General features: G+C 70.5%; 20 protein-coding genes and 1 riboswitch. Of the genes, 12 read left to right on the forward strand and 8 right to left on the reverse strand.

Annotated features, from left to right (window positions below; translation table 11 throughout):
• Positions 1–93: 93 nt before the first annotated feature.
• The 3 genes from BKH20_RS00340 to BKH20_RS14180 form a co-directional block, all read right to left on the reverse strand.
• Positions 94–1,395 carry a chloride channel protein gene (locus BKH20_RS00340; protein WP_075389464.1) on the reverse strand — a complete coding sequence of 434 codons (1,302 nt, stop codon included), beginning with the start codon at positions 1,393–1,395 and terminating at the stop codon, positions 94–96.
• A gap of 43 nt (positions 1,396–1,438) precedes the next feature.
• Complete coding sequence (locus tag BKH20_RS00345) at positions 1,439–3,814, reverse strand: 6-phosphofructokinase (protein ID WP_178388522.1); 2,376 nt, start codon at positions 3,812–3,814, stop codon at positions 1,439–1,441.
• A gap of 238 nt (positions 3,815–4,052) precedes the next feature.
• On the reverse strand, positions 4,053–4,193 hold the full coding sequence (locus tag BKH20_RS14180; RefSeq protein ID WP_178388523.1) for a hypothetical protein: 141 nt from the start codon (positions 4,191–4,193) through the stop codon (positions 4,053–4,055).
• A gap of 377 nt (positions 4,194–4,570) precedes the next feature.
• On the opposite strand from BKH20_RS14180, the gene sucC reads away from it, so the two are divergent.
• The 3 genes from sucC to BKH20_RS00360 are packed head-to-tail and all read left to right on the forward strand — an operon-like array spanning position 4,571 to position 7,992.
• On the forward strand, positions 4,571–5,776 hold the full coding sequence (gene sucC, locus BKH20_RS00350) for an ADP-forming succinate--CoA ligase subunit beta (protein WP_075389465.1): 1,206 nt from the start codon (positions 4,571–4,573) through the stop codon (positions 5,774–5,776).
• Between the two features lie 3 nt (positions 5,777–5,779).
• Positions 5,780–6,721, forward strand: a complete 942-nt coding sequence (gene sucD, locus BKH20_RS00355; RefSeq protein WP_075372666.1) for a succinate--CoA ligase subunit alpha — start codon at positions 5,780–5,782, stop codon at positions 6,719–6,721.
• Positions 6,718–7,992 (forward strand): cell division protein PerM, encoded by a 1,275-nt coding sequence (locus BKH20_RS00360; RefSeq protein ID WP_075389466.1) that lies wholly within the window; start codon positions 6,718–6,720, stop codon positions 7,990–7,992. The genes sucD and BKH20_RS00360 overlap by 4 nt, the downstream gene beginning before the upstream one ends.
• A 9-nt stretch (positions 7,993–8,001) precedes the next feature.
• Here BKH20_RS00360 and BKH20_RS00365 read toward each other — a convergent pair whose 3' ends face one another.
• Positions 8,002–10,497: a hypothetical protein gene (locus tag BKH20_RS00365; protein ID WP_075389467.1), complete on the reverse strand. Its 2,496-nt coding sequence runs from the start codon at positions 10,495–10,497 to the stop codon at positions 8,002–8,004.
• A 147-nt stretch (positions 10,498–10,644) separates the two neighbouring features.
• Positions 10,645–10,734: riboswitch (ZMP/ZTP riboswitch) on the forward strand.
• Positions 10,735–10,759: 25 nt separating this feature from the next.
• Between BKH20_RS00365 and purH the strand changes: the two genes are divergently transcribed.
• The 3 genes from purH to BKH20_RS00385 all read left to right on the forward strand — a co-directional run bounded on the left by purH (position 10,760) and on the right by BKH20_RS00385 (position 14,518).
• Positions 10,760–12,577 carry a bifunctional phosphoribosylaminoimidazolecarboxamide formyltransferase/IMP cyclohydrolase gene (purH, locus tag BKH20_RS00375; protein WP_075389469.1) on the forward strand — a complete coding sequence of 606 codons (1,818 nt, stop codon included), beginning with the start codon at positions 10,760–10,762 and terminating at the stop codon, positions 12,575–12,577.
• Between the two features lie 108 nt (positions 12,578–12,685).
• Positions 12,686–12,985, forward strand: a complete 300-nt coding sequence (locus BKH20_RS00380; RefSeq protein WP_070659526.1) for a DUF3017 domain-containing protein — start codon at positions 12,686–12,688, stop codon at positions 12,983–12,985.
• Between the two features lie 180 nt (positions 12,986–13,165).
• Entirely contained in the window at positions 13,166–14,518 is a 1,353-nt protein-coding gene (locus BKH20_RS00385) for a dicarboxylate/amino acid:cation symporter (RefSeq protein ID WP_075389470.1), read from the forward strand.
• 101 nt (positions 14,519–14,619) lie between these two features.
• On the opposite strand, the gene BKH20_RS00390 is transcribed toward BKH20_RS00385, so the two are convergent.
• Together BKH20_RS00390 and BKH20_RS00395 are read right to left on the reverse strand one after the other, a co-directional pair.
• Complete coding sequence (locus BKH20_RS00390) at positions 14,620–16,473, reverse strand: amino acid ABC transporter ATP-binding/permease protein (RefSeq protein ID WP_075389471.1); 1,854 nt, start codon at positions 16,471–16,473, stop codon at positions 14,620–14,622.
• On the reverse strand, positions 16,470–18,296 hold the full coding sequence (locus BKH20_RS00395) for an ATP-binding cassette domain-containing protein (protein WP_075389472.1): 1,827 nt from the start codon (positions 18,294–18,296) through the stop codon (positions 16,470–16,472). The genes BKH20_RS00390 and BKH20_RS00395 overlap by 4 nt, the downstream gene beginning before the upstream one ends.
• 254 nt (positions 18,297–18,550) lie before the next feature.
• Here BKH20_RS00395 and BKH20_RS00400 point away from each other — a divergent pair, with 254 nt between their 5' ends.
• The 5 genes from BKH20_RS00400 to BKH20_RS00420 all read left to right on the forward strand — a co-directional run bounded on the left by BKH20_RS00400 (position 18,551) and on the right by BKH20_RS00420 (position 23,573).
• Positions 18,551–19,537 (forward strand): malate dehydrogenase, encoded by a 987-nt coding sequence (locus BKH20_RS00400; protein WP_075372659.1) that lies wholly within the window; start codon positions 18,551–18,553, stop codon positions 19,535–19,537.
• A 387-nt stretch (positions 19,538–19,924) separates the two neighbouring features.
• Positions 19,925–21,244: an ABC transporter substrate-binding protein gene (locus BKH20_RS00405; RefSeq protein WP_075389473.1), complete on the forward strand. Its 1,320-nt coding sequence runs from the start codon at positions 19,925–19,927 to the stop codon at positions 21,242–21,244.
• A gap of 143 nt (positions 21,245–21,387) precedes the next feature.
• Positions 21,388–22,317, forward strand: a complete 930-nt coding sequence (locus tag BKH20_RS00410) for a carbohydrate ABC transporter permease (RefSeq protein ID WP_075372657.1) — start codon at positions 21,388–21,390, stop codon at positions 22,315–22,317.
• Positions 22,318–22,323: 6 nt separating this feature from the next.
• Complete coding sequence (locus BKH20_RS00415; RefSeq protein WP_075389474.1) at positions 22,324–23,178, forward strand: carbohydrate ABC transporter permease; 855 nt, start codon at positions 22,324–22,326, stop codon at positions 23,176–23,178.
• Positions 23,179–23,282: 104 nt separating this feature from the next.
• A complete protein-coding gene (locus BKH20_RS00420) occupies positions 23,283–23,573 on the forward strand; it encodes a hypothetical protein (protein ID WP_070659509.1) in 291 nt (96 codons plus the stop codon).
• Positions 23,574–23,616: 43 nt separating this feature from the next.
• Here the strand turns inward: BKH20_RS00420 and BKH20_RS00425 are convergent, their stop codons facing one another.
• Positions 23,617–24,108, reverse strand: coding sequence for a hypothetical protein (locus BKH20_RS00425; RefSeq protein ID WP_075389475.1), 492 nt, complete (start codon positions 24,106–24,108; stop codon positions 23,617–23,619).
• Between the two features lie 9 nt (positions 24,109–24,117).
• Complete coding sequence (locus BKH20_RS00430; RefSeq protein WP_075389476.1) at positions 24,118–25,746, reverse strand: DivIVA domain-containing protein; 1,629 nt, start codon at positions 25,744–25,746, stop codon at positions 24,118–24,120.
• A 151-nt stretch (positions 25,747–25,897) separates the two neighbouring features.
• Between BKH20_RS00430 and BKH20_RS14185 the strand changes: the two genes are divergently transcribed.
• Positions 25,898–26,068 (forward strand): hypothetical protein, encoded by a 171-nt coding sequence (locus tag BKH20_RS14185; protein ID WP_178388524.1) that lies wholly within the window; start codon positions 25,898–25,900, stop codon positions 26,066–26,068.
• Positions 26,069–26,109 lie beyond the last annotated feature (41 nt).

Consider the following 26,109-nt stretch of genomic DNA (forward strand, 5'->3'; position numbering starts at 1 on the left):
CCGATGGAGACGTGGCTGCCGGCTGCGATCCGCTCAGGAGTATATGTTTATTCGGTAGAATGATTGACCCTGACACGTCGCAGGCGGGTCCGGCTACCGGCTCCGTGAGGTCCGCAGCCGCAAGGCCACAGTGCGCCGCAGGTCAGGAGAGGCCAGCAGGGTGACCGCCAGGACGACCGTCAACAGGGCCATCAGCGTCCAGGCTCCGGCGCGGGCCAGCTCCCAGGTGAAGACGATCCCGAACACGGGGGCCCTCTGGGTGGTGGCGAGCACCGCCCCCGCGCCGGCTAACGCCAGCATCGCGACGCCGGCCTCCACCCCGCAGGCCTGCAACGCGATCGCCAGGGCCGCCCCGGCGCTCGATCCTGCAGCCAGGGAGGGGGCCAGCCGGCCGCCGGTGGCACCGGCGGCGAGCGTGAGACCGGTGAGGACCGGTTTGAGAACCACGATGCCGGCCAGCAGAGCCAGGACCGTACCCGCGGCGCCGCCGGAGACCTCCGGAACGTGAGTACTCAGAGCCATTTCCATGGCGTCGCGACCATTGCCGACGACGGCCGGGACCCACAGGCTCACCAATCCGGTGACCAGTCCCGCCGCTCCGATTGCTGCCGGCAGCCACCTCAGGACGCGCACCCGATGCGCCAGCATCCACGACCACAGTCGCCTCGCCCCCACCCCGAGCGCCGCGGCCACGGGTACGAGCAGGACCAGCCCGAGGGCGGTCCCCGACGACATCCCTGGCGAGGCGACCTCGAAGGTGGGGTGCCCGTGGGAGTGCAGCCAGGAGACGAGCGTGGCGATGAGGCACACCGGGACCGCCACGAGGATCCCGCGCAGCCGCATCCCGGAGACCATGACGAGCTCGACGGCGTAGGCGGCCCCTCCCAGCGGCGCGTTGTACATGGCCGCCAGCCCTGCCCCGGCGGCGGAGGCGATGAGGATCGCGCCCTCGGTCCTGCCGATCCCCAGACGAGTGGTGAGCCTGGCCGCCACCGCTCCGGCGGCCAGACGCGGGGCGCCCTCACGGCCCACCGAGTTGCCCGCACCGACCGTGAGGACCTGGGTGACGGCGTCGAGGAAGGGGCGGGCCAGTCCGATTCGGGCAGCCGCCTGACCGCTGCGGTCCGCGACCGCAGTCTCCACGTCGGCCACCCCGCCAGTGGCGCGCAGCCACCACCACAAGCCACCGGCGACAAGGCCGCCCGTGGCCGGGGCGAGCGCGCGCCGCCAGGGCGGGGCGGCGGACAAGCGCTCCAGGAGCCCGCCGTGGGCGACGCCGTAGAACAGCGCCTCGAAGAGCTCCAGAAGCAGCGCCATCGCGATCCCGATGAGACCCGCGGCCACGCCCGCCATGGCGGCAGCCACCAGGAACCGGGGTCGTATCAGTGCGCGCACCCCAGGCACGATACCCGGCCCCGCGCCTGCCGGGGCCGGCGGGTCAGTTGGCCGCGTCGTCGACCGCCTCACCGAAGTCGGGCACGTCCTGAAGCGCCAGGGTCCCGATGTCCTGGCTGACCAGCCCCACGGCGGGGCGCAGCCCCAGCCACCACTGGTGGCGGGGGCGACGGTTGTCGCGGTCGAGGTCGTCGTTCATACGGTCCAACGGGTGGTCGGAGACCTTGCCCCTGATCAGACCCACGTAGGAGGCCGTCGGCTCGCCGCGCTTGAGGGCGCCGGCCAGCAGCTCCAAGGAGTAGGCGATGAGCTTGGTCGCCATGATCCGGTCGAAGGCCGTAGGGCTGCCGCCCTGCTGCTGGTGGCCCAGGATCGCCTCACGCACGTCGTAGAGGCCCTTGCCCTCCTCGGCGAAGATATGAGCCAGGACATCGGTGGTGTAGTTGACGCTGGCCCGCTCGTTGCGGATCACCAGGTAGAGGCTGCGGCCCGAGCGGAAGGACTCCACCATCCGCTCGGAGTCGGCGGCCAGGCCCGCCAGCGTGATGCCCTCCTCGTTGAGGTAGACCTTCTCCGCGCCGGTGGCCAGGCCGGACATCAGAGACAGGTAGCCGCACTTGCGGCCCATGACCTCGGCGACGAAGCAGCGGTGGGAGGCCGCCGCGGAGAGCTTGATGGAGTCCAGGGCCACCACCGCGTTGTTGAGGGCCGTGTCGGTGCCGATGCTCAGCTCGGAGCCGGGCAGGTTGTTGTCGATGGAGGCCGGCACGCACACGATCGGGATCTGGAAGGCGGGGTAGCGGTCCCGCTCGGTGACCAGGCGGAAGGCGCTCAGGTAGGCGTTGTAGCCGCCGATGACCAGCAGGGCGTCGATCTCATGGAGCTCGATGGCCCGCCCCAGCGCGTAGAGCTGCTCAATGGTGGGCACCTCGCGGCGCGTGCCCAGCTGGGCGCCGCCGTCACCGACCCAGCCCTCGACGTCGGCCCAGGTCAGCTCGCGGACGTCGCCGTCGAGCAGACCGGGGAAGCCGCCGTAGACTCCCAGCATCGTGAAGTCGTGGTCGAGGCCCAGGCGCACGGCCGCGCGCGCCGCCGTGTTCATCCCCGGGGCCAGGCCGCCGGCGTGGATGATGGCGACCCGCTTGGGACGATCGCAGGCCGACGGCGTCGAACCCGCATCGGTGGCCGGCTCGGCGGGAGGCGTGGACATGGTCTCGAACAGCTCGAGCATCTTGCCGAAGCTGGCCCCGCGGGCCTGGATCGCCCCGAGGTAGTCATGGGCGGCCACAAGGTCCTTGACGGCGCGGGTAGCCGCGATCTGCTCCATCATCGGCAGGCGGCGGATGCGGTTGTGGCGCTCGGCGATGATGACCGGCTCGCTGCCAGGCTCCATGGCCACCACCTCGCGGGCGGCGGCGCAGCCCAGCAGCGTGGACATCCAACGGTCGTAGGCGCTGGGGCGGCCACCGCGCTGGACGTGACCCAGGATGGTGACGCGGGCGGCCTCCCCCAGATTGTCGGCAATGACCTGGCGGACGTCGTCGGCACTGATGCGGTTGCCCTCGCGGTCGGTGGCGCCCTCGGCGACGATCACCATGGACTCGCGGCGTCCGGCCTCCCGGCCCGCCTTGAGCTTGGAGCACATGTCCTCCTCCCATCCCTTGCCCGGGGGGAGCTCGGGGACTAGGACGTAGTCACAGCCCCCGGCCACGGCCGCCATGAGGGCCAGGTAGCCGCAGTGACGGCCCATGACCTCCACCACGAAGGTGCGCTGGTGGGAGGCGGCTGTTGAGGAGATGTCGTCGATGGCCTCCAGGATGCGGTGGAGGGCGGAGTCGGCGCCGATGGTCATGTCGGCGCCCACCAGGTCGTTGTCGATGCTGCCCACCAGGCCGGTCACCATGAGGACGGGGTGAGCGGCGGCCGTCTCCGCACTGATGTCACCTGCCGCGACGAGCTCCTCGAGCAGGGAGGGCCAGTTCTTGCGGAACTCATTGGTGCCGGTCAGGGAGCCGTCGCCGCCGATGACCACGAGCCGGTCGATGCCGTGCTCCAGAAGGTTGCGGGCGGCCGCCAGCTGGCCGGCGCGCTCGCGGAACTCGGCCGAGCGGGCGGTGCCGATGATGGTGCCGCCGCGCTGGAGGATGGAGCCCACCGAGTCCCACTCCAGGGGGCGGATGCCGTCACCCCCGGCCACGGCCCCGGCCCAGCCCTCCATGACCGCGTAGGGCTTGGCCCCCAGGCGGATGGCGGTGCGTACCACGGCCCGCACGGCCGCGTTCATGCCCTGGGCGTCACCGCCGGAGGTGAGGACTCCGATGCGCAGGGGCTCACCGTCCAGGCCCAGCAGCGGGCCGGCCGACGAGCCGGTGGGGGAGGGGACAGTGTCTGCGGTGTCTGAGGACATGGCGGCTGGCATGTGGGGTCCTTCCCTGGGGTCACCGGTAGGCCTGGCTCCCGGCGTCGGCCGGGAGGGCATCAGCCCTTATTGTTGCTGGTGAGCGCCGCCACGTCATCCGCCTGTGGTCCCAAGAGTGTTTTCTTGCCGCGGTATCCACGTATTCGCCGGTCCCCGGTGAGCCTCCAGGAGGAGGAGGGGAGCGATGTTATCCCCCTGCTTTGGGAGCAGGGGGACAGTAGGTCCACGGGCTAAGGAGCTACCGGTCGCTGCGGGCGCGGAACCTGTGGGCCTCGGCGTCGAGGACGCGCTTGCGTCGTCGGCCCCACCGCCTGCCGCTCCAGACGCCGAGCAGCACCATGGCACCGACCAGTGCGCTCGTTGCGGTCAGTGAGGGCACGGCCGTCTCCTTTCTCGAGCCCCTTTCCTCGGTCAACCTATGATAATTCGCGTGCGCGGCGCATGACCCTGGAACCAGGACGTACATCTCGAACGAGAACTGCGATCTCCCGCAGACGACTGGGGTCTGCCCGCAGTCATCTGCGGGAAAACGCAGTCCTCGCGGGGAAAGTACGTTCTCGACGGCGCTCGTGGCCGGCGGAGGCCCTGGTGCGCACGCCCCGCCGAGATACGGCGACCACGCTGTGTGAGACGCCAGCGGTTCGCACCCGTGTCCGCCCTCCCTACCGGCCACTGGGACGTTAGGCTCATCAGTGGCGCCTGCCCGGCCGGCTCGCGCCCCGCAAGCCATCCACATGCCCCGAGAGGATCAGCTGCATGGATCTCTACGAGTACCAGGCCAGGAACCTGTTCCGTCAGCACGGCGTCCCCGTGCTCGACGGCGCCGTGGCCACGACCCCCGAGGAGGCGCGCAGCGCCGCGCAGTCCCTCCTCGACGAGGGAAGCGAGCTGGTGGTTGTCAAGGCCCAGGTCAAGACCGGCGGCCGCGGCAAGGCCGGCGGCGTCAAGCTCGCCCGCACCGCTGAGGAGGCCGAGGCCCGCGCCCGCGACATCCTGGGCATGGACATCAAGGGCCACACGGTGCGCGCCGTCCTCATCTCCGACGGCGTCGACCTCGACTCCGAGTACTACTTCTCCATCCTCCTGGACCGCGCCGAGCGCCAGTACCTGGCGATGTGCTCGCGCGAGGGCGGCATGGACATCGAGACCCTCGCGGCCGAGCGCCCCGAGGCCCTGGCCCGCATCGGCGTCGACCCGCTTCAGGGCATCACCCCCGCCGTCGCCCACCGGATCGTCGAGGCCGCGGGCTTCGAGGCCGGGCCCCTGGCCGACGAGGTCGCCGCCGTCATCGAACGCCTCTGGGAGGTCTTCACCGCCGAGGACGCCACCCTCGTGGAGGTCAACCCCCTGGTCAAGGCCACCGACGGCCGCATCATCGCCCTGGACGGCAAGGTCACCCTCGACGACAACGCCCGCTTCCGCCACCCCGCCCACGCCGAGCTCGTCGACAACGCCGCCACCGACCCCCTGGAGGCCCGTGCCCGCGAGGCCGGCCTCAACTACGTGCGCCTCGAGGGCCAGGTCGGGGTCCTGGGCAACGGCGCCGGCCTGGTCATGTCCACCCTCGACGTCGTCGCCGGGGCCGGCGAGCGCCACGGCGGCATGAAGCCAGCCAACTTCCTCGACCTGGGAGGCGGCTCCTCGGCCGAGGTCATGGCCACCGGCCTGGAGGTCGTCGCCTCCGACCCCCAGGTGCTCGCCATCCTCGTCAACGTCTTCGGCGGCATCACCTCCTGCGACACCGTCGCCCAGGGCATCGTGACCGCCGTCGAGTCCCTGGGCGGGCTGCCCAAGCCCGTTGTCGTGCGCCTGGACGGCAACAACGCCGAGACCGGTCGCGCCATCCTGGCCGACGCCGCCATTGAGGGCGTCTCCGTCGTCGACACCATGGACGGGGCCGCCGACGTCGTCACCGCCATCGCCGAGCAGATCAGCGGCCGGCCCGCTGGCAAGGAGGCCTGAGACATGAGCATCTTCCTGACTGAGACCGACCGCGTCATCGTCCAGGGCATGACCGGCTCCGAGGGCCGTAAGCACACCACCCGCATGCTCTCGGCCGGCACGAAGGTCGTCGCCGGCGTCAACCCCCGCAAGGCCGGCACCACCGTCGCCTTCGACGTCGCCCCCATCGGCCCCGGCGCCGGCGAGGTCCAGGCCGGAACCGTCGAGGTCCCCGTCTACGGCACCGTCGCCGAGGCCAGGCAGGCCACCGGCGCCGAGGTGAGCGTCGTCTTCGTCCCGCCGGCCTTCGCCAAGGGCGCCGTCGTCGAGGCCGTCGACGCCGGAGTGCGCCTCCTCGTCGTCATCACCGAGGGCATCCCCGTGGCCGACGCCACCTGGATGCGCGCCTACGCGGCCGACCACGGCGTGCAGATCATCGGCCCCAACTGCCCCGGCATCATCTCCCCGGCCCGCTCCAACGTGGGCATCACCCCACCCGACATCACCGGCCCCGGCCCCCTGGGACTGGTCTCCAAGTCCGGGACCCTGACCTACCAGCTCATGCACGAGCTGTCCGACCTGGGCTTCACCACCTGCATCGGCATCGGCGGGGACCCGGTGGTCGGCACCACCCACATCGACGCCCTGGCCGCCTTCGAGGCCGACCCCGACACCCGCCTGGTCGTCATGATCGGTGAGATCGGGGGCGACGCAGAGGAGCGCGCCGCCGCCTACATCCGCGAGCACATGACCAAGCCGGTTGTCGCCTACGTCGCCGGCTTCACCGCCCCCGAGGGGCGCACCATGGGGCACGCCGGTGCCATCGTCTCCGGCTCCTCGGGCACCGCGGAGGCCAAGAAGATCGCGCTGGAGGCCGCCGGCGTCAGGGTGGGGCGCACCCCCAGCCAGACCGCTGAGATCGCCCGAGAGCTCTACCGAGCCCTGGCCGGTGAGGTGAGCGCTTGAGTCTGGCGCGGCAGCGAGCCACCGGCCTGGCGTCCTGGGCCCTGTGGTCCCTGCGCGTGGGGGTCGAGTCGGTCGGCCTGGTCTGGCTGGTGGTGGTGCTGGCGACGATCGCCGTGTCCAAGGCGGCCTCCGGTGTCAACGCCGCGGCCATCCTGAGCGCGGGCGAGGCCCTGCACACCGGGACCGCCCTGTGGAGCCTCGGCTTCGGGGGGACGGTCGCCGTGTCCTCCGAGGACGACGGCGTGCTCAGCCTGCCGCTGCTGGGACTCACCCTGGTGCAGGTGGGCTGGACCTGGTTCTGTGTGCGACGCGCCCACCCCTCCCGGCCGGCAGCCGGGGCGGCCATCGTCCTCGCCGCGACCGTCGTGGCGGCCCTGGCCTGCCTCACCGGCCCGGTCGGGCCGGACACCTGGCCCGCCGTCGTCGGTATCGCTGTGCTCACCGGGGTCATCGTCGCCATCCAACTTATGCGCGCCGGCCACCACTGGCCGCCCCTGACCCGCTGGTGGGACCACCGACCCCATTGGCTGGGGCCGTCCCTGTCGCTGGCCTACGGGGCCACGCGGGCCCTGAGCCTGCTGAGCCTGCTGGTGGTGGTCGCGGCTGTTGTCAACGGCGCCGGCCGGGTCTCGGTTCTGCACGACTCCCTGACCGGGGACGGCTTCGTCGCGATGGCCGGCCTGATCCTGCTTCAGGCCGGCTGGGTGCCGACCATGATGATCTGGGCCTGCTCCTGGCTCATCGGCGCCGGTTTCTCCGTGGGCACGGGCACTGTCTTCGCCCCCGACCGGGTGGTGGCCGGCCCCGTCCCGCGCCTGCCGCTGCTGGGGATGCTGCCGTCGACGCCGCTGAGCAGCGTGGGCCTGTGGCTGCCCCTGGTGGTGACGGCCGGCGCCATGGTGGCCGCCTGGCGGCGTCGGGCGGTGCTCAACGCCCTGCGGGTGCGCTACGCCCTCAGCGCTGCCGGTCTGGCTGCTCTCCTCGTGGCCGGTGGCGTGGGCCTGCTGTGCCTTGCCGCCTCCGGATCCGTGGGGCCGAACCGGATGACCGCCGTCGGCCCGCTGGTCTTCTACACGGTCATCCTCGTCTTCGTCGAGGTCGGTGTCGGACTGGCCTCCATGGCCGTCCTGGCCCACCCCTACACGCGCACCTGGGCCCGGGGCACCCTGCCCGAGTCGGTCCTGCCGGCGGCGTACCGGCGTCAGGATGTGCGCGACGATGCCGTTGAGGAGGCCGATGCGGACGACGGCGAGGTGGACGACGAGGCGTGAGCCGGCGGGTCAGCGCGCCGCCGTGCCCGCGCTGCTCAGGGCACCGAGAGCCGCATCCACGCCCTCAACCAGCTCGGGCGTCACCGCCAGGAGCGCTGTCCCGGCCCGGTAGGTCATCCCCGGGATGGGGGTGTAGAGGACACTCGCCTCCAGGAGCGCGCGCCCCTCCTTGAGGGCCCGCCACAGCTCAGGATTCTCCCGGAAGAATCGCGCGACGCGCTCGTCGCAGGCCAGGTGCTCCAGGACGTTGTCGGCGGACTTGTGCGCCGCCCGCCCCGGCAGCCTGCGGGGAGGAATGTCGGTCTCGTCGTCGTCATCAATGGTGGGGGCGGCCCCCTGGTACTCGACGACGACCAGCTGGTTCCCGCCGGGGGACAGCGCCAGAGCGTGGACAGGGCTGTCCACCGGCCGCTGGTCGATGGCCTCACCCCGGAAGTCGTCGGTGATCCGATAGCCCTCCAGGATGACGAACTGCTCGCCGTTGCCGGTGTTGAGGCGGCGGGTCAGGTCCAGGATCTCGGCCTGCTGCTTCGACACCGAGGCGGCCAGGTCGCGCATCTGCCCGACGACCTGGGAGTCGGCTCCCGAGTCGGCCAGCTCGGCGACGGTCTCATCGATCCGGTCGGGTTCCAGGGCATCGACGCCGGTGACGCCCAGGGACTCGGCGAGCTGGCGAAGGCGCGCGATGTCGCCCTCGACCGCCACCTGCCGCTTGGTGCGCGCCGTGAACAGCACCTGACTCTCGGAGAAGCTCTCGGCGCCCCGGATCCGCCGGTTGACGGAGAGCTCAGCGGCCAGGTCGGTACCGCCCCCGGCGGGACTGGCGCTCAGGGCCGAGCGCGGCATGTAGGTCGTGGCGAAGTCCAGCAGCGCCAGGCACGCCTGCCCCGGCGTGAGAGCGAGCAGGTGACTGACGAGGCTGCTCGACGACGGCGCCGTGCTGATGCGGCGCCCCGGCGCCCCCAGCGTCAGGACGAGGGACAGGTTCATGGCCACCGTCGCCAGCGCACCGATCGCGTAGAGGAGCCCCTGGCTGCCGCTCAGGTCACTCCACCACTGGGAGAACAGGCGCGGCAGGGCGGAGAGGAACAGGTCGTCCTCGGTCTCCTTGAGCTCAGGGGCGAGCTGCCAGACGGTACGCACCTCGTACATGCAGCACAGGAGGAACAGCACGACGCTGACCACCAGGATCCCCAGGCGGAAGCCCTGGCGGGCATTGGGCTCAGCGCCCGGCGTCGTGGCCTCCATGGCGTCGGCCCGCACGCCGCGCACCTGCTCGGCCGTGGCCCGCCCCGCCCGCATGGCGTACAGGCGCCCCTGGCGCAGGTCCCCGTAGGCGCCCCAGGTGACGGCCAGGTCGCCCCAGGTGAAGTTCGCCAGAGCCACCACCGAGACGATGAGAGCGCGCACGAAGGGCGGCGCTTCGGTGAGGTTGGGGTAACGGGGAGCCGGCGCCCCGGCCACCGTCCAGCCGTGCACGCCCGCGTAGGCGCGGCGGTGGGCGTCCAGGAGCAGGCAGGCGGCCATGAGGATGACGGACAGGGGGATGGCGCTCAGGCCACCGCCGTTGACCCTCCACAGGAACATGAGCAGCGCCGGGAAGCCGCCGCCGGAGTCGCTCTGCCCGAGTTGCTGGGCGATCCTGGCGATGTAGGTGGCGTGGTCACTCACCGACTGCAGGATGACCACTGCCGGCAGGATCCAGGCCACGATCCGCAGCCACACGAGGTTCTTAGCCCCTTCGAAGGCCGGCGAGTCCTTGAGGCGCCACAGCGTGATCGCCAGCGCCACCGCCATCGTGATGTTCGCGGTGCTCACCTGGTTGCTGACGGCCAGGACGTTGCTGCTCTCCTGGGTCATCGACCCCGAGGTCCACGGGTTGAAGGAGAAGGGCAGGCGCCCGTTGCCCAGGACCGAGGAGAGCAGGCTGCTCTCCTCAAGGGCCCGGATGCCGTCATTGAGGGCCGTCAGACCGGCCCCGGCCGCGAAACCCAGGAGGGCCCAGTCGGAGGCCGCCAGGCGGCGCATCCGCCCCGGCGCCAGGAAGACCACGAGCACCAGGGGCACCAGCGGGCTGAGAACCTCCAACGCAATGGTCAGGGCGATACTCATCCCGTTACCCATGACGGACAGTCCCGCGCGGGTGCGCACTGAGCTCATGATCATGGACACGACGAGCGACCAGGCGGCGCCGACGCCGTACATGAGCAGCACCGAGCGCCAGCTGATGGTGCGTGTGCGCGCCAGGAGGGCCACCACCATGAGGCACACGGCCATGAAGGCCGCCGGGACGGCGGCGTAAGCCAGCCGTGGCACCATCACCAGGGCGGCGATGAGCAGCACGATCATGAGGGCGTAGGCTCCACGCACCACCAGGTTCAGGGCGCTGGATAGTCCCGGGTGGCGGCTCCACCAGCGCCGGTAGGCGGAGGCGGCCTCCTGCCACCGCTCCGGGGGAGTGCTCCGGTATGCCGGCGTTGCTGCGATGTTGATGGGCGCAGTCATGCTGTGGACTGTATGCCGTCTCTCAAGCCACCTGCAAGGAAACGGGCCGTTCGGTCGGATGGTTCGCCGGAAGCGACATGGAAAATGTCAGGGCACGGAGAGGGCGCGCTCCTTCCCGGTGCCGTCGTGGCCACCACCGGATAGGATGGGACTGGCTGCGACTGGCGAGGGTGGGGCACCACCGGGGAGTGGCCGAGGCCGTCCATGAACGGGACGTCGCCCGCCTGGGCGTCCCGCTTCCTCACGCCGCACCAGGAGTGCCATGTCCTCGTCAACGTCCCCGTCGTCGTCCCAGTCCTCGCAGTCCACGAGTCAGACGGTTCCCACCGCCCACGTCCCCACCGAGGGCCTCATCAGCCCCGACCGCGTCCCCGTGCGCCGCGCCCTCGTCTCCGTCTACGACAAGACCGGTCTCGTCCCGCTCGCCCGCGCCCTGGCCGACGCCGGCATCGAGATCGTCTCCACCGGCTCCACCGCCGCCACCATCGCCGCCGCGGGCCTGACCGTCACCCCGGTGGAGGAGGTCACCGGCTTCCCCGAGTGCCTCGAGGGTCGGGTCAAGACTCTCCACCCGGCCGTCCACGCCGGCATCCTCGCTGACCGTCGCAAGCCCGACCACCTCGACCAGCTGGTCACCCTGGACGTGGCCCCCATCGACCTGGTCGTCGTCAACCTCTACCCCTTCACCGACACCGTCGCCTCCGGCGCCCCCTTCGACGCCTGCGTCGAGCAGATCGACATCGGCGGCCCCACGATGGTGCGCGCCGCCGCCAAGAACCACCCCGCCGTCGCCGTGGTCACGAGCCCCGGCCGGTACGACGACGTCGCAGCCGCCGTGCGAGAAGGAGGCTTCACCCTGGCCGACCGCCGCCGCCTGGCCGCCGAGGCCTTCGCCCACACCGCCGCCTACGACGCGGCCGTGGCGACCTGGATGGCCGGCCAGGTCGAGACCGACGACGTCGCCGACGCCACGGACGTGGCCGATGCGGCCGGGGCCGACTCGCGCGGGCCGGCCGCGCCGCCGGCTTACGTCGGCGTCGGCTACGAGCGCCTGGCGAGCCTGCGCTACGGGGAGAACCCCCACCAGCGGGCGGCCGTCTACCGCACCGCCGGGGCGAGCGGGGGAGTGGCCGGCGCCCGCCAGCTCCACGGCAAGGCCATGAGCTACAACAACTACACCGACACCGACGCCGCCGTGCGCGCCGCCTACGACCACGGCCAGGCCGTCACGGTCGCCGTCGTCAAGCACGCCAACCCCTGCGGCATCGCCGTCTCGGCCACAGGTGACGTCGCCGAGGCCCACCGCAAGGCCCACGCCTGCGACCCGGTCTCGGCATACGGCGGCGTCATCGCCACCAACGCCATCGTCACCGCCGAGATGGCCCGTCAGATCAAGCCGATCTTCACTGAGGTCGTCGCCGCCCCCGCCTTCGAGGACGCGGCCGTTGAGATCCTGTCTACCAAGAAGAACCTCCGCCTGCTCCTCGTCGAGGCCCCCCAGCGTGAGGGCTACGAGATCAAGCAGGTCACGGGAGGCGCCGTCATCCAGGAACGCGACGTCCTGGACGCCGACGGTGACGACCCCTCGGCCTGGACCCTGGCCGCAGGGCCGGCCGCCGACGACGCGCTCCTGGCCGATCTGGCCTTCGCCTGGCGCTCGGTGCGGGCCGTGCGCTCCAACGCCGTCCTCCTGGCCCATGACGGCGCCACCGTCGGCGTGGGCATGGGGCAGGTCAACCGCGTCGACTCCTGCAAGCTGGCCGTCGAGCGCGCCAACACCCTGGGGGTCCGCTCCACCGGCGACGCCGCCAACGGCTCCCAGAAGGAGAAGGGCGCTGTCGGCGGGGCCGATGCGTCCGAGGTGCTGGCGGGTGCCGCCGCGCCTCAGCGTGCCCGCGGGGCCGTGGCCGCCTCCGACGCCTTCTTCCCCTTCGCCGACGGCCTCCAGGTCCTCATCGACGCCGGGGTCCGCGCCGTCGTCCAGCCCGGAGGCTCCATCCGTGACCAGGAGGTCATCGACGCCGCCCAGGCCGCCGGCGTCACCATGTACCTCACCGGCACCCGCCACTTCTCCCACTGAGCCGCATGCGCCGCCTTGTGCCCGACCCCTCGCGCCAGGCACAAGGCGGGTGTGCGAGTCGGAGACAGGTCATGGACCCGCATCCCTCGCGCAGATAGGCTCCTGCCCGTGACTCATGACCCGCATCCCCAGCAGGCCGAGCACAAGGAGCCCTACCGCACCATCTGTGTTGTCCTCGTGGCCCTCGGTCTGGCAGCTGTCCCCACCATCGCGCTGCTGGGGCACCGCCGCATCGCCGTCCTGTGGACGGCCACCGGGATCCTCATGCTGGCCATCGTCCGCCTCCAGCGCCCCGACGGCACCTGGCTGGCGGCGCGCAGCCGCCTGTTCGACGTCGTCCTCGGCATCGGCCTGGCCGCCGTCCTGTTCCTCCTATCGCCTTACGTCAACCTGCCCCGCATCCTGTGAGCGGGGAGCAATCCTCACGCCGCCTGAGTTCTCACGGTGATGCTGTGCGCCGCCCTGTGTGATCTGTGCCCTGGAAATGCTCATTCTTCGGTCCGGTTCGGCGCCGTGACCGAGCGGTATGGCACGCTGGCCCCAGTCAAGACATCTTGTCATCTCGTTTCACACCTTGAAGGTCCCTCCATGTCAAGCAATCCCTCAGCCTCGCCCTCGCTGGCTCATCGTCTTAGCCACAGCATCCTGACCTGGGTCATTGGCGCGATCCTGCTGGCCCTGCTCCTGGGCTCGGTCCGCTTCGGAGGCCACCCGCTCATTCCCAAGCCCGTCGGCAATGTCTTCGCGACCTTCTCTGACCTGTTCAGCCAGTTCCTCAGCTTCTCCATCCCGCTCATCATCATCGGCCTGGTGACCCCCGCCATCGCCGACCTGGGGCGCGGGGCCGGCAAGTGGCTCGGGATCACCACGGCCCTGGCCTACACCTCGACCCTCTTCGCCGGCTTCCTCACCTTCCTGGTGTGCTACGCAACCTTCCCCCGTCTGCTCGCCGGAACCTCTCTGGCTGATGTCGCCAAGCCGGAAGGGGCTCTGAGCAGCTACTTCACGGTGAAGATGCCGCCGGCCGTCGAGGTCATGACCGCCCTGCTGCTCTCCTTCGTCCTGGGCATCGGCCTGTCCATGGTGCCCCGGGGCGTGCTGCGCAAGGGCTTCATCGAGTTCCGTGCCATCATCACCCGCCTCATCGAGCGGATCATCATCCCGCTGCTGCCCCTGCACATCTTCGGCATCTTCCTCAACCTCACCTACACCGGGGCGGCCGGGGCGGTGATGAAGGCGCTCCTGCGCGTCGTCGTCGTGGTCCTCATCCTCGAGGTCGTCATCCTGGGCATCCAGTTCCTCACCGCAGGACTCATCGGCCGCCGCAACCCGCTTAAGGCACTGCTCACCATGCTCCCGGCCTACCTGACTGCTCTGGGCACCTCCTCGTCCGCGGCCACGATCCCGGTCACCCTGCGTCAGACGAAGAAGAACGGCGTCTCCGACGCGGTGGCCTCCTTCACCGTCCCCCTGTGCGCCACGATCCACTTGGCGGGGTCGACCTCGAAGATCTTCTCCTTCGCCTTCGCGATCGTCCTCACCCAGGGCCTGCACGTGAGCACCGCCCAGTGGATCGGCTTCATCTTCATGCTCGGCATCACGATGGTGGCCGCACCGGGTGTCCCCGGGGGCGCCATCATGGCGGCCACCGGCCTGCTGTCTTCCATGCTCGGCTTCGACAAGCAGCAGGTGGCCCTCATGATCGCCACCTACATCGCCCTGGACTCCTTCGGCACCGCCACGAACGTCACCGGTGACGGCGCCATCGCCATCATCGTGGACCGCATGGCGGGCGGCTCCGTCAACGACGAGGGCGACCCGGAGAACGTTCGCGAGCTCTCCTTCGACGGCATGGCCTACCTCAACGCGGTCAGCGTCGAAGGGGTCGTCAGCCCCGAGGAGCTCGAGGCCTCGGCCGCAGCCACCCGCTCAGGCGAGTAGAACCGAGTACATCGCAGTCAGCCGATCGGGCGCCGGGAGTCAATCGACTCCCGGCGCCCGACCAGTGTCTCAGCCTGAATCCGCCTGCGCCCGCCGCTGTCTCAACGACGGCCGATCAGTGTGCGCAGCGCTCCGGGCTCGGCCAGGAGCTTGGCCGGCGGCCCCGTCTGCACGATCGCCCCCGCGTCCATGACGACGACGTGGTCGGCCTGCTCGGACCACTGCAGGCGGTGAGTGATCTCAATGATCGTCGCCTGCGGAAGATAGGTGCGCACCCCGATGCGCACCCGCTCATCCAGGTCAGGATCCAGGTGCGAGGTGAACTCATCGAGAATGAGCACCCCGGGACGGGCCAGGAGCGCGCGGGCCAGTGCCAGGCGCTGGCGCTGACCCCCGGACAGGGACTGGCCGCGCTCGCCCACAAGGGTGTCGTAACCGTCCTCGAGGGCCTCGATGTCCTCATCGATGCAGGCCGCTTGGCACGCCCGGCGCACCTGGGCGTCAGTGGCCGACGGTGCCGCCAGGCGCACATTGTCCGCAATGGTGGCCCGCATGAGGTGGATCCGCTGATCCACCAGACCGATCTCCTGGTAGAGGCTGACGGCACGCAGGTCGCTCACGTCCTGGCCGTCGATGAGGATGCGGCCCGAGTCCGGCTCATCGAAGCGTACCGCCAGCTGGGCCAGTGTGGACTTCCCCGCTCCGGAGGCCCCCACGATGCAGGTCCACCGTCCGGCCCTGGCCCTGACACTGGCGCCGCGGACGGCCCGGGTGGCGGTGTTGGGGTAGGAGTAGGTGACGTCCTGCCACAGGACCTCGTGGGAGATGCCGGCGGTCAGCTCCTCATCGCCGTCGCGCACCTCCACGGGTGCGTTGACCACCTCCCACACTCTCTCGGCCGAGGCGAAGGAGGCATTGAGGGCGCCCGAGAGCTCCTCGACGCCGCGCACTGTCTCGGACAGCCGCAGCACCGCAGCGGCCGCCGCAGCCAGGAGGGGGACGCCTGCGCCCGAGCCGGTCGTGGGCAGCGTCGCACCCACGGCGACGACGGCGATCGGCGCGCTCAGACCCGCCAGCTGGTTGAGGCCTCGGCGCACGGAGGCCCACTGCCCGGTTGGCCGCGCGGCACCGGCGATCTCGGCGTCGATCCTGGCCATCTCATCGAGACGCTCCTGGCTGCGCCCGTACCCGACGACCTCGCTCATGCCCTGAACGGTGTCGGTCACGTGCTGGGTGAGATCCGCCCGTGCCGCCGAGACCGAGCGGGAGGCGTCCACCGAGGCCGCGAACCCCAGGCGGGGCACGATGAGCAGCTGGAGCACCACGAAGGGGAGCGCTGCCAGGGCCACCACCCAGGAGACCTTGAGACCGATAACCGTGAGCACCGTGATCGGCGCGACGACGACGCAGACCGCCGGAGCGAAGGTGTGGGCGAAGAAGACCTCGATCCGGTCCACGTCCTTGGTGGCCCGCGACAGCAGGTCGCCCGAGCGTGACGTCGCGCTGACCCTGGGGGAGCGGGGGATGAGCGAGCGGAAGATCTGGCCGCGCAGCAGCTCGAGGGCCTTGAAGGCCACCAGGTGCCCCAGAAACTGCTCGGCGTAGCGCAGGGCCGCCTTGAGCAGGGACAGTCCGGCCATGACGGCCAGGACCGGCCAGATGGCCGGCACCGGTGCGTCCGTCGCCATCGCCAGACCCGTACGGGCCACGGTGTAGGCGCCCAAGGAGAACAGGGCCACGCCGCACAGCATGTCAGTGATACGGCACAGGGTGGAGCCCAGCAGTGGTGAGAGGACCGGGTGGGTGACCTGGAGCAGCCAGCGCACGAGCATCGCCCGCGAGACAGGTACCTGCGTGGAGGCATCGGCCCGGCCGGTCCGGCTGCGCTGCCCCGAGTCGCCGGTTGCCTGCGAGTGGGGCGCTGAGGACCGTCTCGACTGGATCGACCGGATCATGCCCGCTCCTCCTGGTGATTGCCGTCGGTGGCCTCGGGGGAGGGCTCCTCGGTCTCGTGGGCCCCGGGCTGTGTGGCCTCTTGGGTGGGCGCTGTGCCGGAGGATCTGGGTGCCCCGGCTCCGTCCACCTCGTGGACCGCTCCGGCCTCGACCCTCACCGTCCGGTCCGCTGCGGTCAGCGCCCCGACGCGGTGGGAGATGGTGACGACGGTGCGGCCCTGGGCCAGCTGCTCAAGGGACTCCACGATGGCCGCCTCGCTGGCCAGGTCCACCTGGCTGGTGGGCTCGTCCAGGAGCAGCACGGGGCGGTCGGCCAGGAAGGCGCGGGCCAGGGACAGGCGCTGGGCCTGACCCCCCGACAGCCCCAGGCCGGCCTCACCGACCTGCGTCTCCAGCCCCTCGGGCATGAGCGTCACCTCCTTGTCGAGGCGGGCCACCTCCAGGGCCTGCCACAACTGCGACGGCGTCGCGTAGGGCTGGGCCAGACGCAGGTTGTCGGCGATCGTCCCAGTGAACAGCCAGGTCGTCTGCGCCACCAGCGCGGAGGCCGAGCGCACCTCATCCTGCGTCGCGGCGCTCAGCTCGGTGCCCTCGACGCACACGGACCCGCCACTGGGCAGCAGGTTGCCGGCGAGCATCGCCATGAGCGTCGACTTGCCCGCCCCCGAGGGGCCCACGACCGCCAGGCTCTCGCCGCGGCGCACGCTCAGGTTCACGCCCTCCAGCACCGGGGCGGCGTCCCAGGCGGCCTCGACGTCGTTGAGCACGACGGCGGTCTGCGCGCTCGCCGCGGGGGAGGTCCGGGCCGTGGGCCGAGTGGTGGAGCTCGGCAGGGGGCGCGACAGGATCCTGCCGATGGCGCGCTGGTTGGCCATCCCGCCCATGCCCACGTAGAAGAAGGCGCCCACGTGGTCCAGCGGCTCAAGGAGCACGTAGGAGGTCAGGACGATCGCCAAGGCGTCACCGACATCGATCACGCCGGTGGACAGTCGCAGCAGGGCCAGACCAGCGGCCACGGTGATGAGGAAGAGCGAGAACAGGCCGTCGGTGAGCAGGATGACGAGCTGGTTGCCCGCCAGCAGCCCCATGACTGCGCGGCGGTTCGACTCCCCCTCCAGGCGCAGGCGCGCACTGGTGCGCTCCGCGGCCCGGGCCAGGGTGAGGGTCCGCAGACCCTGGATCGCGTCGAGGTACTCGGCGGCCAGACGCATCCGCGCCTGTCGGGACTCCGACGACGAGGCTCGCAGCCGCGAGTGGCACCAGGCGATGAAGACCGGCACCACGATGACGGCCGCTGCCAGGACCAGAGCGGGAACGACGTCGACGACGACAGCCAGCTCGACGAGCACCAGCAGGGGCGCCGCTGCGGCAGCCAGCGTGGGGGCCAGGAAGGTCTGGCGGTAGAGGGCCACGCGCTCGGCGCCGTCGGTCAGCAGGGAGGCGGTCGCGCCGCTGCGGGCGTCGGCGGCGCGCGCCGGCCCCAGCCCCAGCAGGTGGCCCAGGGTGAGTCGGCGCAGATGCGCCTCCTCGGTGAGCGCACTGAAGCGGGCAACCCGCTGGGCCAGCAGCTGGCAGGTGGCGCTCACGGCGGCCGCGGCCAGAGCCTGAGCGAGCAGGCCCGCCACAGGCGAGGAGCTCAGCAGGGCGCCCAGGACGCGTCCGGTGGAGATGAGGCACCACCCGGCTCCCAGGGCGCCCAGGAGCGTCAGGCCGAAGGAAAGGGCGCCTGAGCGACGCCCGGCGGGTGAGGAGACGGCGGGGCGGGGCGGGGAGCCACGGCGCAGCAGCGCGAGGATGGGCGCGGGGGATCGGCGTGAGCTCATCACGGTCCTGGAGGCGAGAAACGGGCTGGGGGAGGCCCCCAGCGTATCGACCAGGATGGGATGTTGTCAGGGGCGGTGAGTATCTCGCCGGGATGATGGGCCACCAGGAGGAATCCCACCTCCATGACCCCAGGCAGTGGTGAGAGTCACGAAACGCGGCGGATCGGTGTATTCACCTGCGCGAACGTCATAGCGTTGTCCTGCCGGGCTGCCGCCTGCGGCCCGCGACGACACACGTCTCGAAGGAGTCCTCGATGGCAAACGCTCCCGTCAACATCACCATCACCGGTGCTGCCGGCAACATCGGCTACGCCCTGCTGTTCCGCATCGCCTCTGGTGCCCTGCTCGGCCCGGACCAGCGAGTCAACCTCCGCCTGCTGGAGATCCCGCCGGCCGTCAAGGCCGCTGAGGGAACCGCGATGGAGCTGTTCGACTCCGCCTTCCCGACCCTGGGCAGCGTCGACATCTTCGATGATCCTAAGGCCGCCTTCGAGGGCGCCAACATCGCCTTCCTCGTCGGCTCCATGCCCCGCAAGGCCGGTATGGAGCGCGCCGACCTGCTCTCCGCCAACGGCGGCATCTTCGGCCCCCAGGGCGAGGCCCTCAACGCCGGCGCCGCCGAGGACATCAAGGTGCTCGTCGTGGGCAACCCCGCCAACACCAACGCTCTCATCGCGGCCTCGCACGCCCCCGACATCCCCTCCTCGCGCTTCACGGCCATGACCCGCCTGGACCACAACCGCGCCCTGGCTCAGCTGGCCACCAAGGCCGGTTGCCACGTCACTGACATCGACAAGGTCACCGTCTGGGGCAACCACTCCTCCACCCAGTACCCCGACCTGACCCAGGCCACTGTCAAGGGCGCCCCCATCACCGACATCCTGGCCGACCGGGCCTGGGTCGAGAACGACTTCATCCCGACCGTCGCCAAGCGCGGCGCCGCCATCATCGACGCGCGCGGTGCCTCCTCGGCCGCCTCGGCCGCCTCGGCCGCCATCGACCACGTGCACGACTGGGTGCTGGGCACCTCCGGGTCCTGGACCTCCTCCTCGGTCATGTCCGATGGCTCCTACGGCGTTCCCGAGGGCATCATCTCCTCCTTCCCCTGCACCTCGGAGAACGGCGAGTGGAAGATCGTCCAGGGTCTTGAGATCGACGACTTCTCCCGCGCCAAGATCGACGCCTCGGCGGCCGAGCTCGTCGAGGAGAAGAGCACGGTGGCCTCCATGGGGCTCATCTGAGTCTCTCCAGCCCTCCGGATCGGCGCCCGGGCTCGCCCTGAGATCCCGCTCGATCCCGACCCGTTCCTGGTACGGACCACCCTGGGAGCGCGGGGGGACCGTGAGTCTCTGTCCGCTCCTGTCCTATGGTCCTCGCCGCTCACCTGAGCGGCGAGGACTTTTTTCACGTTTGTAGCGGATGAGGTGGGGAATGAATCTCCGTCGTTGCTGGTATAGACCTGTAGCTCACGACCAGTACAATGATTGTTTACGCACTATGTGTTTGAGTTTCGCTCAGTTTAGGTCTACTCTCCTGGGGAGTTCAGATGACTAGACAACATCTGAGCTCCCAGCCCGCGGCAACGGTGCCGTGGTCATGAGACACCGTCGTTTCTAAGGAGCAGTCCCATGCGTCCCACCCACTACCTCTCCCGCCGCGCCGTGCTGGCAGGGCTGGGAACCACTGCAGTCGCCGCCACCCTGGCCGCCTGCGCGACCTCCGGCAGCTCCGGCTCGAAGTCCGGTGGAGCCGCCGGTGAAGGGGACGCCAGCCAGGTCGACGTCGTCACCTGGTGGTCGGCCGGCTCGGAGAAGCTCGGCCTGGACGCCCTGATCAAGGTCTTCAACCAGCAGTTCCCCAAGACGAAGTTCGAGAACAAGGCCGTCTCCGGCGGCGCCGGCAGCCAGGCCAAGCAGAAGCTCGCCGCGGACCTGGCCGCCAAGAACCCGCCGGACACCTACCAGGCCCACGCCGGCGCCGAGATCAAGGACCACATCGAGGCCGGCTACCTGCTGGACGTCTCCAGCCTCTACGAGGAGTTCAAGCTCAACGAGGCCTTCCCGGCCACCCTCATGGACCGCCTCAAGGACTCCGACGGCAAGATCTACTCCGTGCCCTCCAACATCCACCGGGCCAACGTCGTGTGGGCCTCGGTGCCCGCGCTCAAGGCCGCCGGGCTCGACCCGACCAAGCCCGCCACCACCATCGACGCCTGGATCGCCGACATGGAGAAGGTCAAGGCCGCCGGCCTGACGCCCATCACCATGGGCATGGCCTGGACCCAGCTCGAGCTGCTCGAGACCATCCTCATCGCCGACCTGGGCGTGGACGCCTACAACGGGCTCTTCGCAGGCAAGACCGACTGGGGCGGTGCCGAGGTCACCAAGGCGCTGGGGCACTACAAGACCATCGTGGGCTTCACCGACTCCTCCCTCTACACCGAGGACTGGGAACCCGCCATGAAGCCCATCATGGACGGCAAGGCCGCCTTCAACGTCATGGGAGACTGGGCCGTGGCCGGCTTCGACGCCGCCGGCAAGAAGGCCGGCCAGGACTACGTCTACTTCCCGGTCCCGGGCACCGACGGCGTCTTCGACTTCCTGGCCGACTCCTTCACCCTGCCCGACGGCGCCAAGCACCCCGGCGGTGCCAAGAACTGGCTCAACACCATCTCCTCCAAGGACGGCCAGATCGCCTTCAACACGGTCAAGGGCTCCATCCCGGCCCGCACCGACCTCACCGACGAGGAGAAGGGCAAGTTCTCCGACTACCAGCGCTCGGCCATGGAGTCCTTCGCCAAGGACAAGATCGTCTCCTCCATCGCTCACGGCGCGGCCCTGCCGTCGAAGGCCACCAACGCGATGAACGACGCCCTGACCAAGTTCGCCCAGGGCGCCTCAGACGTCACCGCCCTGCAGGCCGACCTCAAGGCGGCCGCCGCCTCCTGACCGGTTCCCCGGGGGCGGGGCGGGCCGTGCGCCCGCTCCGGTCCGTCCCCGTCCCCGGGGTCACCCTCCCGCCGATCACCCAGCCGGCGCTCATCACCACGACAGGCGGAACCCTTCCGTCACTTACGCATCAGGAGAACCTTGTGAGCACCAAGAGCGCCCCCGTGCGGCGCCGTCGGGCGAGCTGGAGGCAGTGGGGCCCGGGCCTCCTGCTCATCTCGCCCTCGATCATCCTCGTCGGCGTCTTCGTCTACGGGATGATCGGCATCAACATCAACACCTCCCTGCTGGACATGCACACCGCCGGCCAGGTCTCCGGACGCAGGGGGACCACCGTCGTCGGGCTGAGCAACTTCACGACCCTGTTCGGCAACCCGGACTTCCGCCACTCCTTCATCAACCTCATCCTGTTCACCGTCACCTTCCTGGCCGGCACCCTCGTGGTCGGCTTCCTGTGGGCATGGCTCCTGGACCGCCCCATCAAGGGGGAGGGGATCTTCCGCTCCATCTTCCTGTTCCCCATGGCCGTGTCCTTCGTGGCCTCGGGCGTGGTGTGGCGGTGGCTGCTGAACTCCGCGCAGGGGGAGAGCGCCTCCGGGCTCAACCGCCTGTTCGAGATGACCGGCCTGAGGTTCCTGGAGAACTCATGGACCCAGAACACCACCTGGGGGATCCTGGCCATCGCGCTGCCGGCCGTGTGGCAGCTGGCCGGATACGTCATGGCGCTCTTCCTGGCCGGCTTCCGCGGCATTCCCGACGACCTGCGCGAGGCCGCCCGGGTCGACGGCGCCAGCGAGTGGCAGCTCTACAAGTCGATCATCTTCCCCCAGCTGACCCCGATCGCCCTGAGCGCCGTCATCATCATCGGACACATGTCCCTGAAGTCCTTCGACCTCATCATGTCGATCACGGACCAGCGCACCTACTCCACCAAGGTCCCGGCCATCGACATGTTCAACTTCATGACCGACAACGACTACTCCAACGCCGCCGCCGTCGGCACGATCCTGCTGGTCCTGGTCGCCGTCGCCGTCATCCCCTACCTCATCCACGACGCCAAGGGCAGGAGGTGAGCGGCGATGACACAGGCACTCACGACGCGCAGCCCGCGCCGCCCCGGCTGGGGCCAGACCATCCGCTTCATCCTGCTGCTGGCCTCGGTGGTCCTCGTCCTCATCCCGGTCTACGTCCTGCTGGTCACCTCCTTCAAGGGATCCGCCGACGCCGACCCCTCGCGGACCTGGTACCTGCCCGAGGTCTGGGTCACCAAGAACTGGTCCAATGCCTGGAACCAGCTCAGTGGCGGGCTGCTGCGCTCCCTGGCGCTGGTCATCCCCTCCTCGATCATCTCCGCGATGCTGGGCAGCGCCAACGGCTTCGTCCTGTCCAAGTGGCGCTTCCCCGGGGCCAACGTGGTCTTCACCCTCATCCTGTTCGGCATGTTCATCCCCTACCAGGCGGTCATGATCCCGCTCATGCGCCTGGTGACCAGCGCCGACCTGGGCTTCGGGATCCACACGCTGATCCTCATGCATGTCGTCTACGGCATCCCGATCACGACGCTCATCTTCCGCAACTACTACGAGACCATTCCCCACGAGCTCATTGAGGCCGCCCGGGTCGACGGGGCCGGCATGCTGCGCACCTACGTCTCGGTGGTCCTGCCGATCTCGGTGCCCAGCTTCGTCGTCGTCCTCATCTGGCAGTTCACCTCCGCCTGGAACGACTTCCTGTTCGCCCTGTTCTTCGGCGGTGGGGCGCAGTCCGGGCCGGTGACGCTGGCGCTGAACAACCTGGCCCACGGCTCGATCCTGGCCGACTACGGGGCCTCCATGTCCGGGGCGCTCATCGCCTCGGTGCCGACCCTGGCGGTCTACATCCTGCTGGGCAAGTACTTCGTCGGCGGCCTCATGGCCGGATCCGTCAAGGGCTGAGACCGGCCCGGACCGCTCGCCCCGCGTCCTACGCTGCCGCCTGCTCTCGCATCCGGCTGCCGCCCCGGCTTGGGGACGGCAGCCGGATGTGATGTGATCGGGGCATGGCACGTCGCAGATCCAAGCGCCCCTACGGGCAGGGGCACATCCCCTTGAGCATGGACCGTCTCGCCTCCGTGCCGCGCACCCAGACCGGCCCCGGCGGCGCCGACTTCACCGTGCGCCACCTGCGTGGCGGGGACAAGTCCTACACCTGTCCCGGCTGCCACCGCGTCATCCCGGCCGGCACCGCGCACGTGGTGGCTTGGAGCAATGAGTCCCTCTTCGGAGCCGACCGCGGACTGGAGGAGCGGCGTCACTGGCACACCTCATGCTGGGAGCGGCGCCTCTGGTAGAGCCCGACGCCGGCGGGAGACGGCGGGGCAGCGGGGCTGAGAGTCACACGAGCGGTTCTTCGCAGCGCTCCTCCCAGCCCGGCAGCAGGCGGTCCAGCGCGAAGCGCAGCGGCACGATGTCCCCGTCGCGTCCGCCCTCGCCGATGGTCATCGGCACCGGTTGGCTCTCGGGCCTGACCCCGCGCAGGCGCTGCCCCAGGCTCAGCGGCATCGACAGGACGTAGTAGCTCCCCTGCGTGTCGATGCCGACCGTCTCGTCGGCCCTCAGGTACCAGCCGCGCAACGGGGTTCGGGCGCTACCGCCCCCGTAGCCGCGCACCCGCAGAGGAATGTCCTGGAGGCCCTCCTTGCGGGCGACGGTGAGGAAGAGCCCCACGATGCGGGCGGCCCGGGCGTGCTCGGCATCCTGACGCTCCTGGAGCATGCGGGCCCGCTGCGCGGCCGCACGACGACGCGACGCCGCCCAGTCGCAGTCACCAGAACCGCTAGAGCTGGTGGACTCGGTCTCGGACCGGGCGGCGTCGTCGGCTGTCATGTCAGCGTCTCAGCGACGTCCTTTGCCCTGACGGGGGTGGCGGTTGGCAGAGTTGCCGGAGTTACCGGAGCCGTTGGAGCTCTTCCCCGGGGCCGGGACGTGCTCGATGCGAGCGGGGCCGCCCTTCTGGGCGTTCTTCGGGGCCGGCTGCTGGCCACTGCCTGAGGCCGCAGCGGCCTTGTTCTCGGCCGGCGCGGGGGCCGCCGAGGTGGCCGACGGCGCGGAGGAGGCGCTGCCCGAGGCGGCGGAGCGCGGGCTGCCGGCACTGCCGGACGCTGCCGGCCCTGCCGACTCCGCCGACTCCGTGGAGGGCGGCTCCGGAGCCGGAGCCGGACTCGACTCCTGAGGCAGGGCTGCGACGTGGTCGGAGAAGGTGGGGGCCTGGGGCAGTGCGCCTCCCAGGACGCCGCGCATCTCGGTGAGGTAGGCGGCGACCGAGTCGCGCTGGCGCTCAAGCTCCTGGAGCTGGCGGGCGGCCACCTGGGCGGTGACGTCGGCGTCCGCACGGGCGTCGCTGATGATCTGCTCGGCCTCGATGCGGGCCTGTGCCAGAGTCTCTTCGGCCTGGGAGACGGCCTCCTCCTGGCGCTTGCGGGCCTCGGCGTCGGTGCGCGCGCGGACCTCCTCGGCCCGGGACAGCGCCTCCTGCAGGCGCTCCTCGGCCTCCTGGGCCTGGATCTGGGCCTGCTCCTGCATCTCACGGATGCGCTCGCGCGTGGCCTCGTGGGCGTCGGAGTCCTCCTGGGCGGCCTGCTCGTGGGCCGCTGCGATCTCCAGGGTGGCCTGCTGGCGCAGCTCGGTGGCCTCCGCGCGGGCCGCGGCCGCCTCGTCGGTGGCCGAGCGACGCAGTGTCTCCGACTCGTTGCGCGCCGAGGTGAGGATCTCCTCGGCCTCGCGCTTGGCCTTGCCAACGGTCAGCTCGGCCTCCTGCTTGGCTGCGGAGAGGATCTCCTCGGCCTTCGCCGTGGAGGTCTTGTGCAGCTCGTCGGCCTCGGCCGCGGCCGCCTCGCGGTTGGCGGTGGCGTCGCGCTCGGAGGTGATGGCGATCTCGGCGGCCTGCTTGCGGGCCTGGGACAGGACCAGTGCGGCCTCGCGCTCCGCGCTGGCTCGCATCTCGGTGACGGCCGCCTCGGATTCGGCGGAGATCTGGGCGGCCTTGCGCGAGGCGGAGGAGACCAGCTCCTGGGCGCGGGCCTCGGCGTTGGCCAGAGCGGTCGAGGCCTCCCCCTGGGAGCGGGAGCGCAGCTCGCTGGCCTCTCGGCGGGCGTCGGCGAGCAGGGTCGCCGCCTCCGAGGCGCTGCGCTCGGAGAGGTTCTTGGCGTTGGTCCGGGTCCGGGTCAGCAGGGCGTCGGCCTCGGCGTTGGCCTTGGACAGGACGGAGGCGCTCTGCTCCTCGGCGCTGCGCAGCAGCTGCTCGATCCGTGAGCCCAGGCCGGCGTAGGTCGGCTTGTCGGACTCCCGCAGCCGGCGCTGAGCATCGGCCAGCTCGCCGGCCAGCGTCATGGCGCGCTGGTCAAGACTGGCCACCTCGCGACGCGCGTCGGCCAGCTGGCGCGAGAGCTGCTCCAGCTTCCGGTCGACCTGAGCGCGGTCGTAACCGCGCATCGTGATGGCAAACTCGCTGTATTCCTCAGCCACGTCGGGTTCCTCCTCCTGGCGAGCCGGGGACGCTCACCACCAGGTCAAGCCTAACGATTGGGTGTGATCAGGGCGGTAATCACAAAAGAGTGACCATACTCACAGAAAGCCGGTGGTGGTTCGGTTCCCGACCGAGCAGGAGGAGTCGCGGATGGATGCACTGGTGGACTGCTCGGGCGTGTCCGATCTCGTGCGCGCGTTTCTTCGCGCGTTCCCCCGTTTCCGCTTCGAGACCGCAGCGCCGCTCGACGGTGCGGCGAGGCCCTTTCTGCTGGCGGAATTCCGGGAGATATCGCTTCGCTCAGCGCGTGTCTGGCTGTGATCTTGCGCCGAGGTCGGTGCGGTCGCGGGGTCCGTCATGCG

Origin of the sequence: Actinomyces oris, from assembly GCF_001937445.1 — a bacterium.
Classification (GTDB): domain Bacteria; phylum Actinomycetota; class Actinomycetes; order Actinomycetales; family Actinomycetaceae; genus Actinomyces; species Actinomyces acetigenes.

Coding starts and splice junctions, on each gene's coding strand:
- BKH20_RS00345 (WP_178388522.1), bottom strand. CDS start 3,814: ATGCCAGCCGCCATGTCCTCAGACACCGCAGACACTGTCCCCTCCCCC.
- BKH20_RS00385 (WP_075389470.1), top strand. CDS start 13,166: ATGTCAAGCAATCCCTCAGCCTCGCCCTCGCTGGCTCATCGTCTTAGC.
- BKH20_RS00395 (WP_075389472.1), bottom strand. CDS start 18,296: ATGAGCTCACGCCGATCCCCCGCGCCCATCCTCGCGCTGCTGCGCCGT.
- BKH20_RS00405 (WP_075389473.1), top strand. CDS start 19,925: ATGCGTCCCACCCACTACCTCTCCCGCCGCGCCGTGCTGGCAGGGCTG.
- sucC (WP_075389465.1), top strand. CDS start 4,571: ATGGATCTCTACGAGTACCAGGCCAGGAACCTGTTCCGTCAGCACGGC.
- BKH20_RS00420 (WP_070659509.1), top strand. CDS start 23,283: ATGGCACGTCGCAGATCCAAGCGCCCCTACGGGCAGGGGCACATCCCC.
- BKH20_RS14185 (WP_178388524.1), top strand. CDS start 25,898: ATGGATGCACTGGTGGACTGCTCGGGCGTGTCCGATCTCGTGCGCGCG.
- BKH20_RS00400 (WP_075372659.1), top strand. CDS start 18,551: ATGGCAAACGCTCCCGTCAACATCACCATCACCGGTGCTGCCGGCAAC.
- BKH20_RS00390 (WP_075389471.1), bottom strand. CDS start 16,473: ATGATCCGGTCGATCCAGTCGAGACGGTCCTCAGCGCCCCACTCGCAG.
- BKH20_RS00365 (WP_075389467.1), bottom strand. CDS start 10,497: ATGACTGCGCCCATCAACATCGCAGCAACGCCGGCATACCGGAGCACT.
- BKH20_RS00415 (WP_075389474.1), top strand. CDS start 22,324: ATGACACAGGCACTCACGACGCGCAGCCCGCGCCGCCCCGGCTGGGGC.
- purH (WP_075389469.1), top strand. CDS start 10,760: ATGTCCTCGTCAACGTCCCCGTCGTCGTCCCAGTCCTCGCAGTCCACG.
- sucD (WP_075372666.1), top strand. CDS start 5,780: ATGAGCATCTTCCTGACTGAGACCGACCGCGTCATCGTCCAGGGCATG.
- BKH20_RS00425 (WP_075389475.1), bottom strand. CDS start 24,108: ATGACAGCCGACGACGCCGCCCGGTCCGAGACCGAGTCCACCAGCTCT.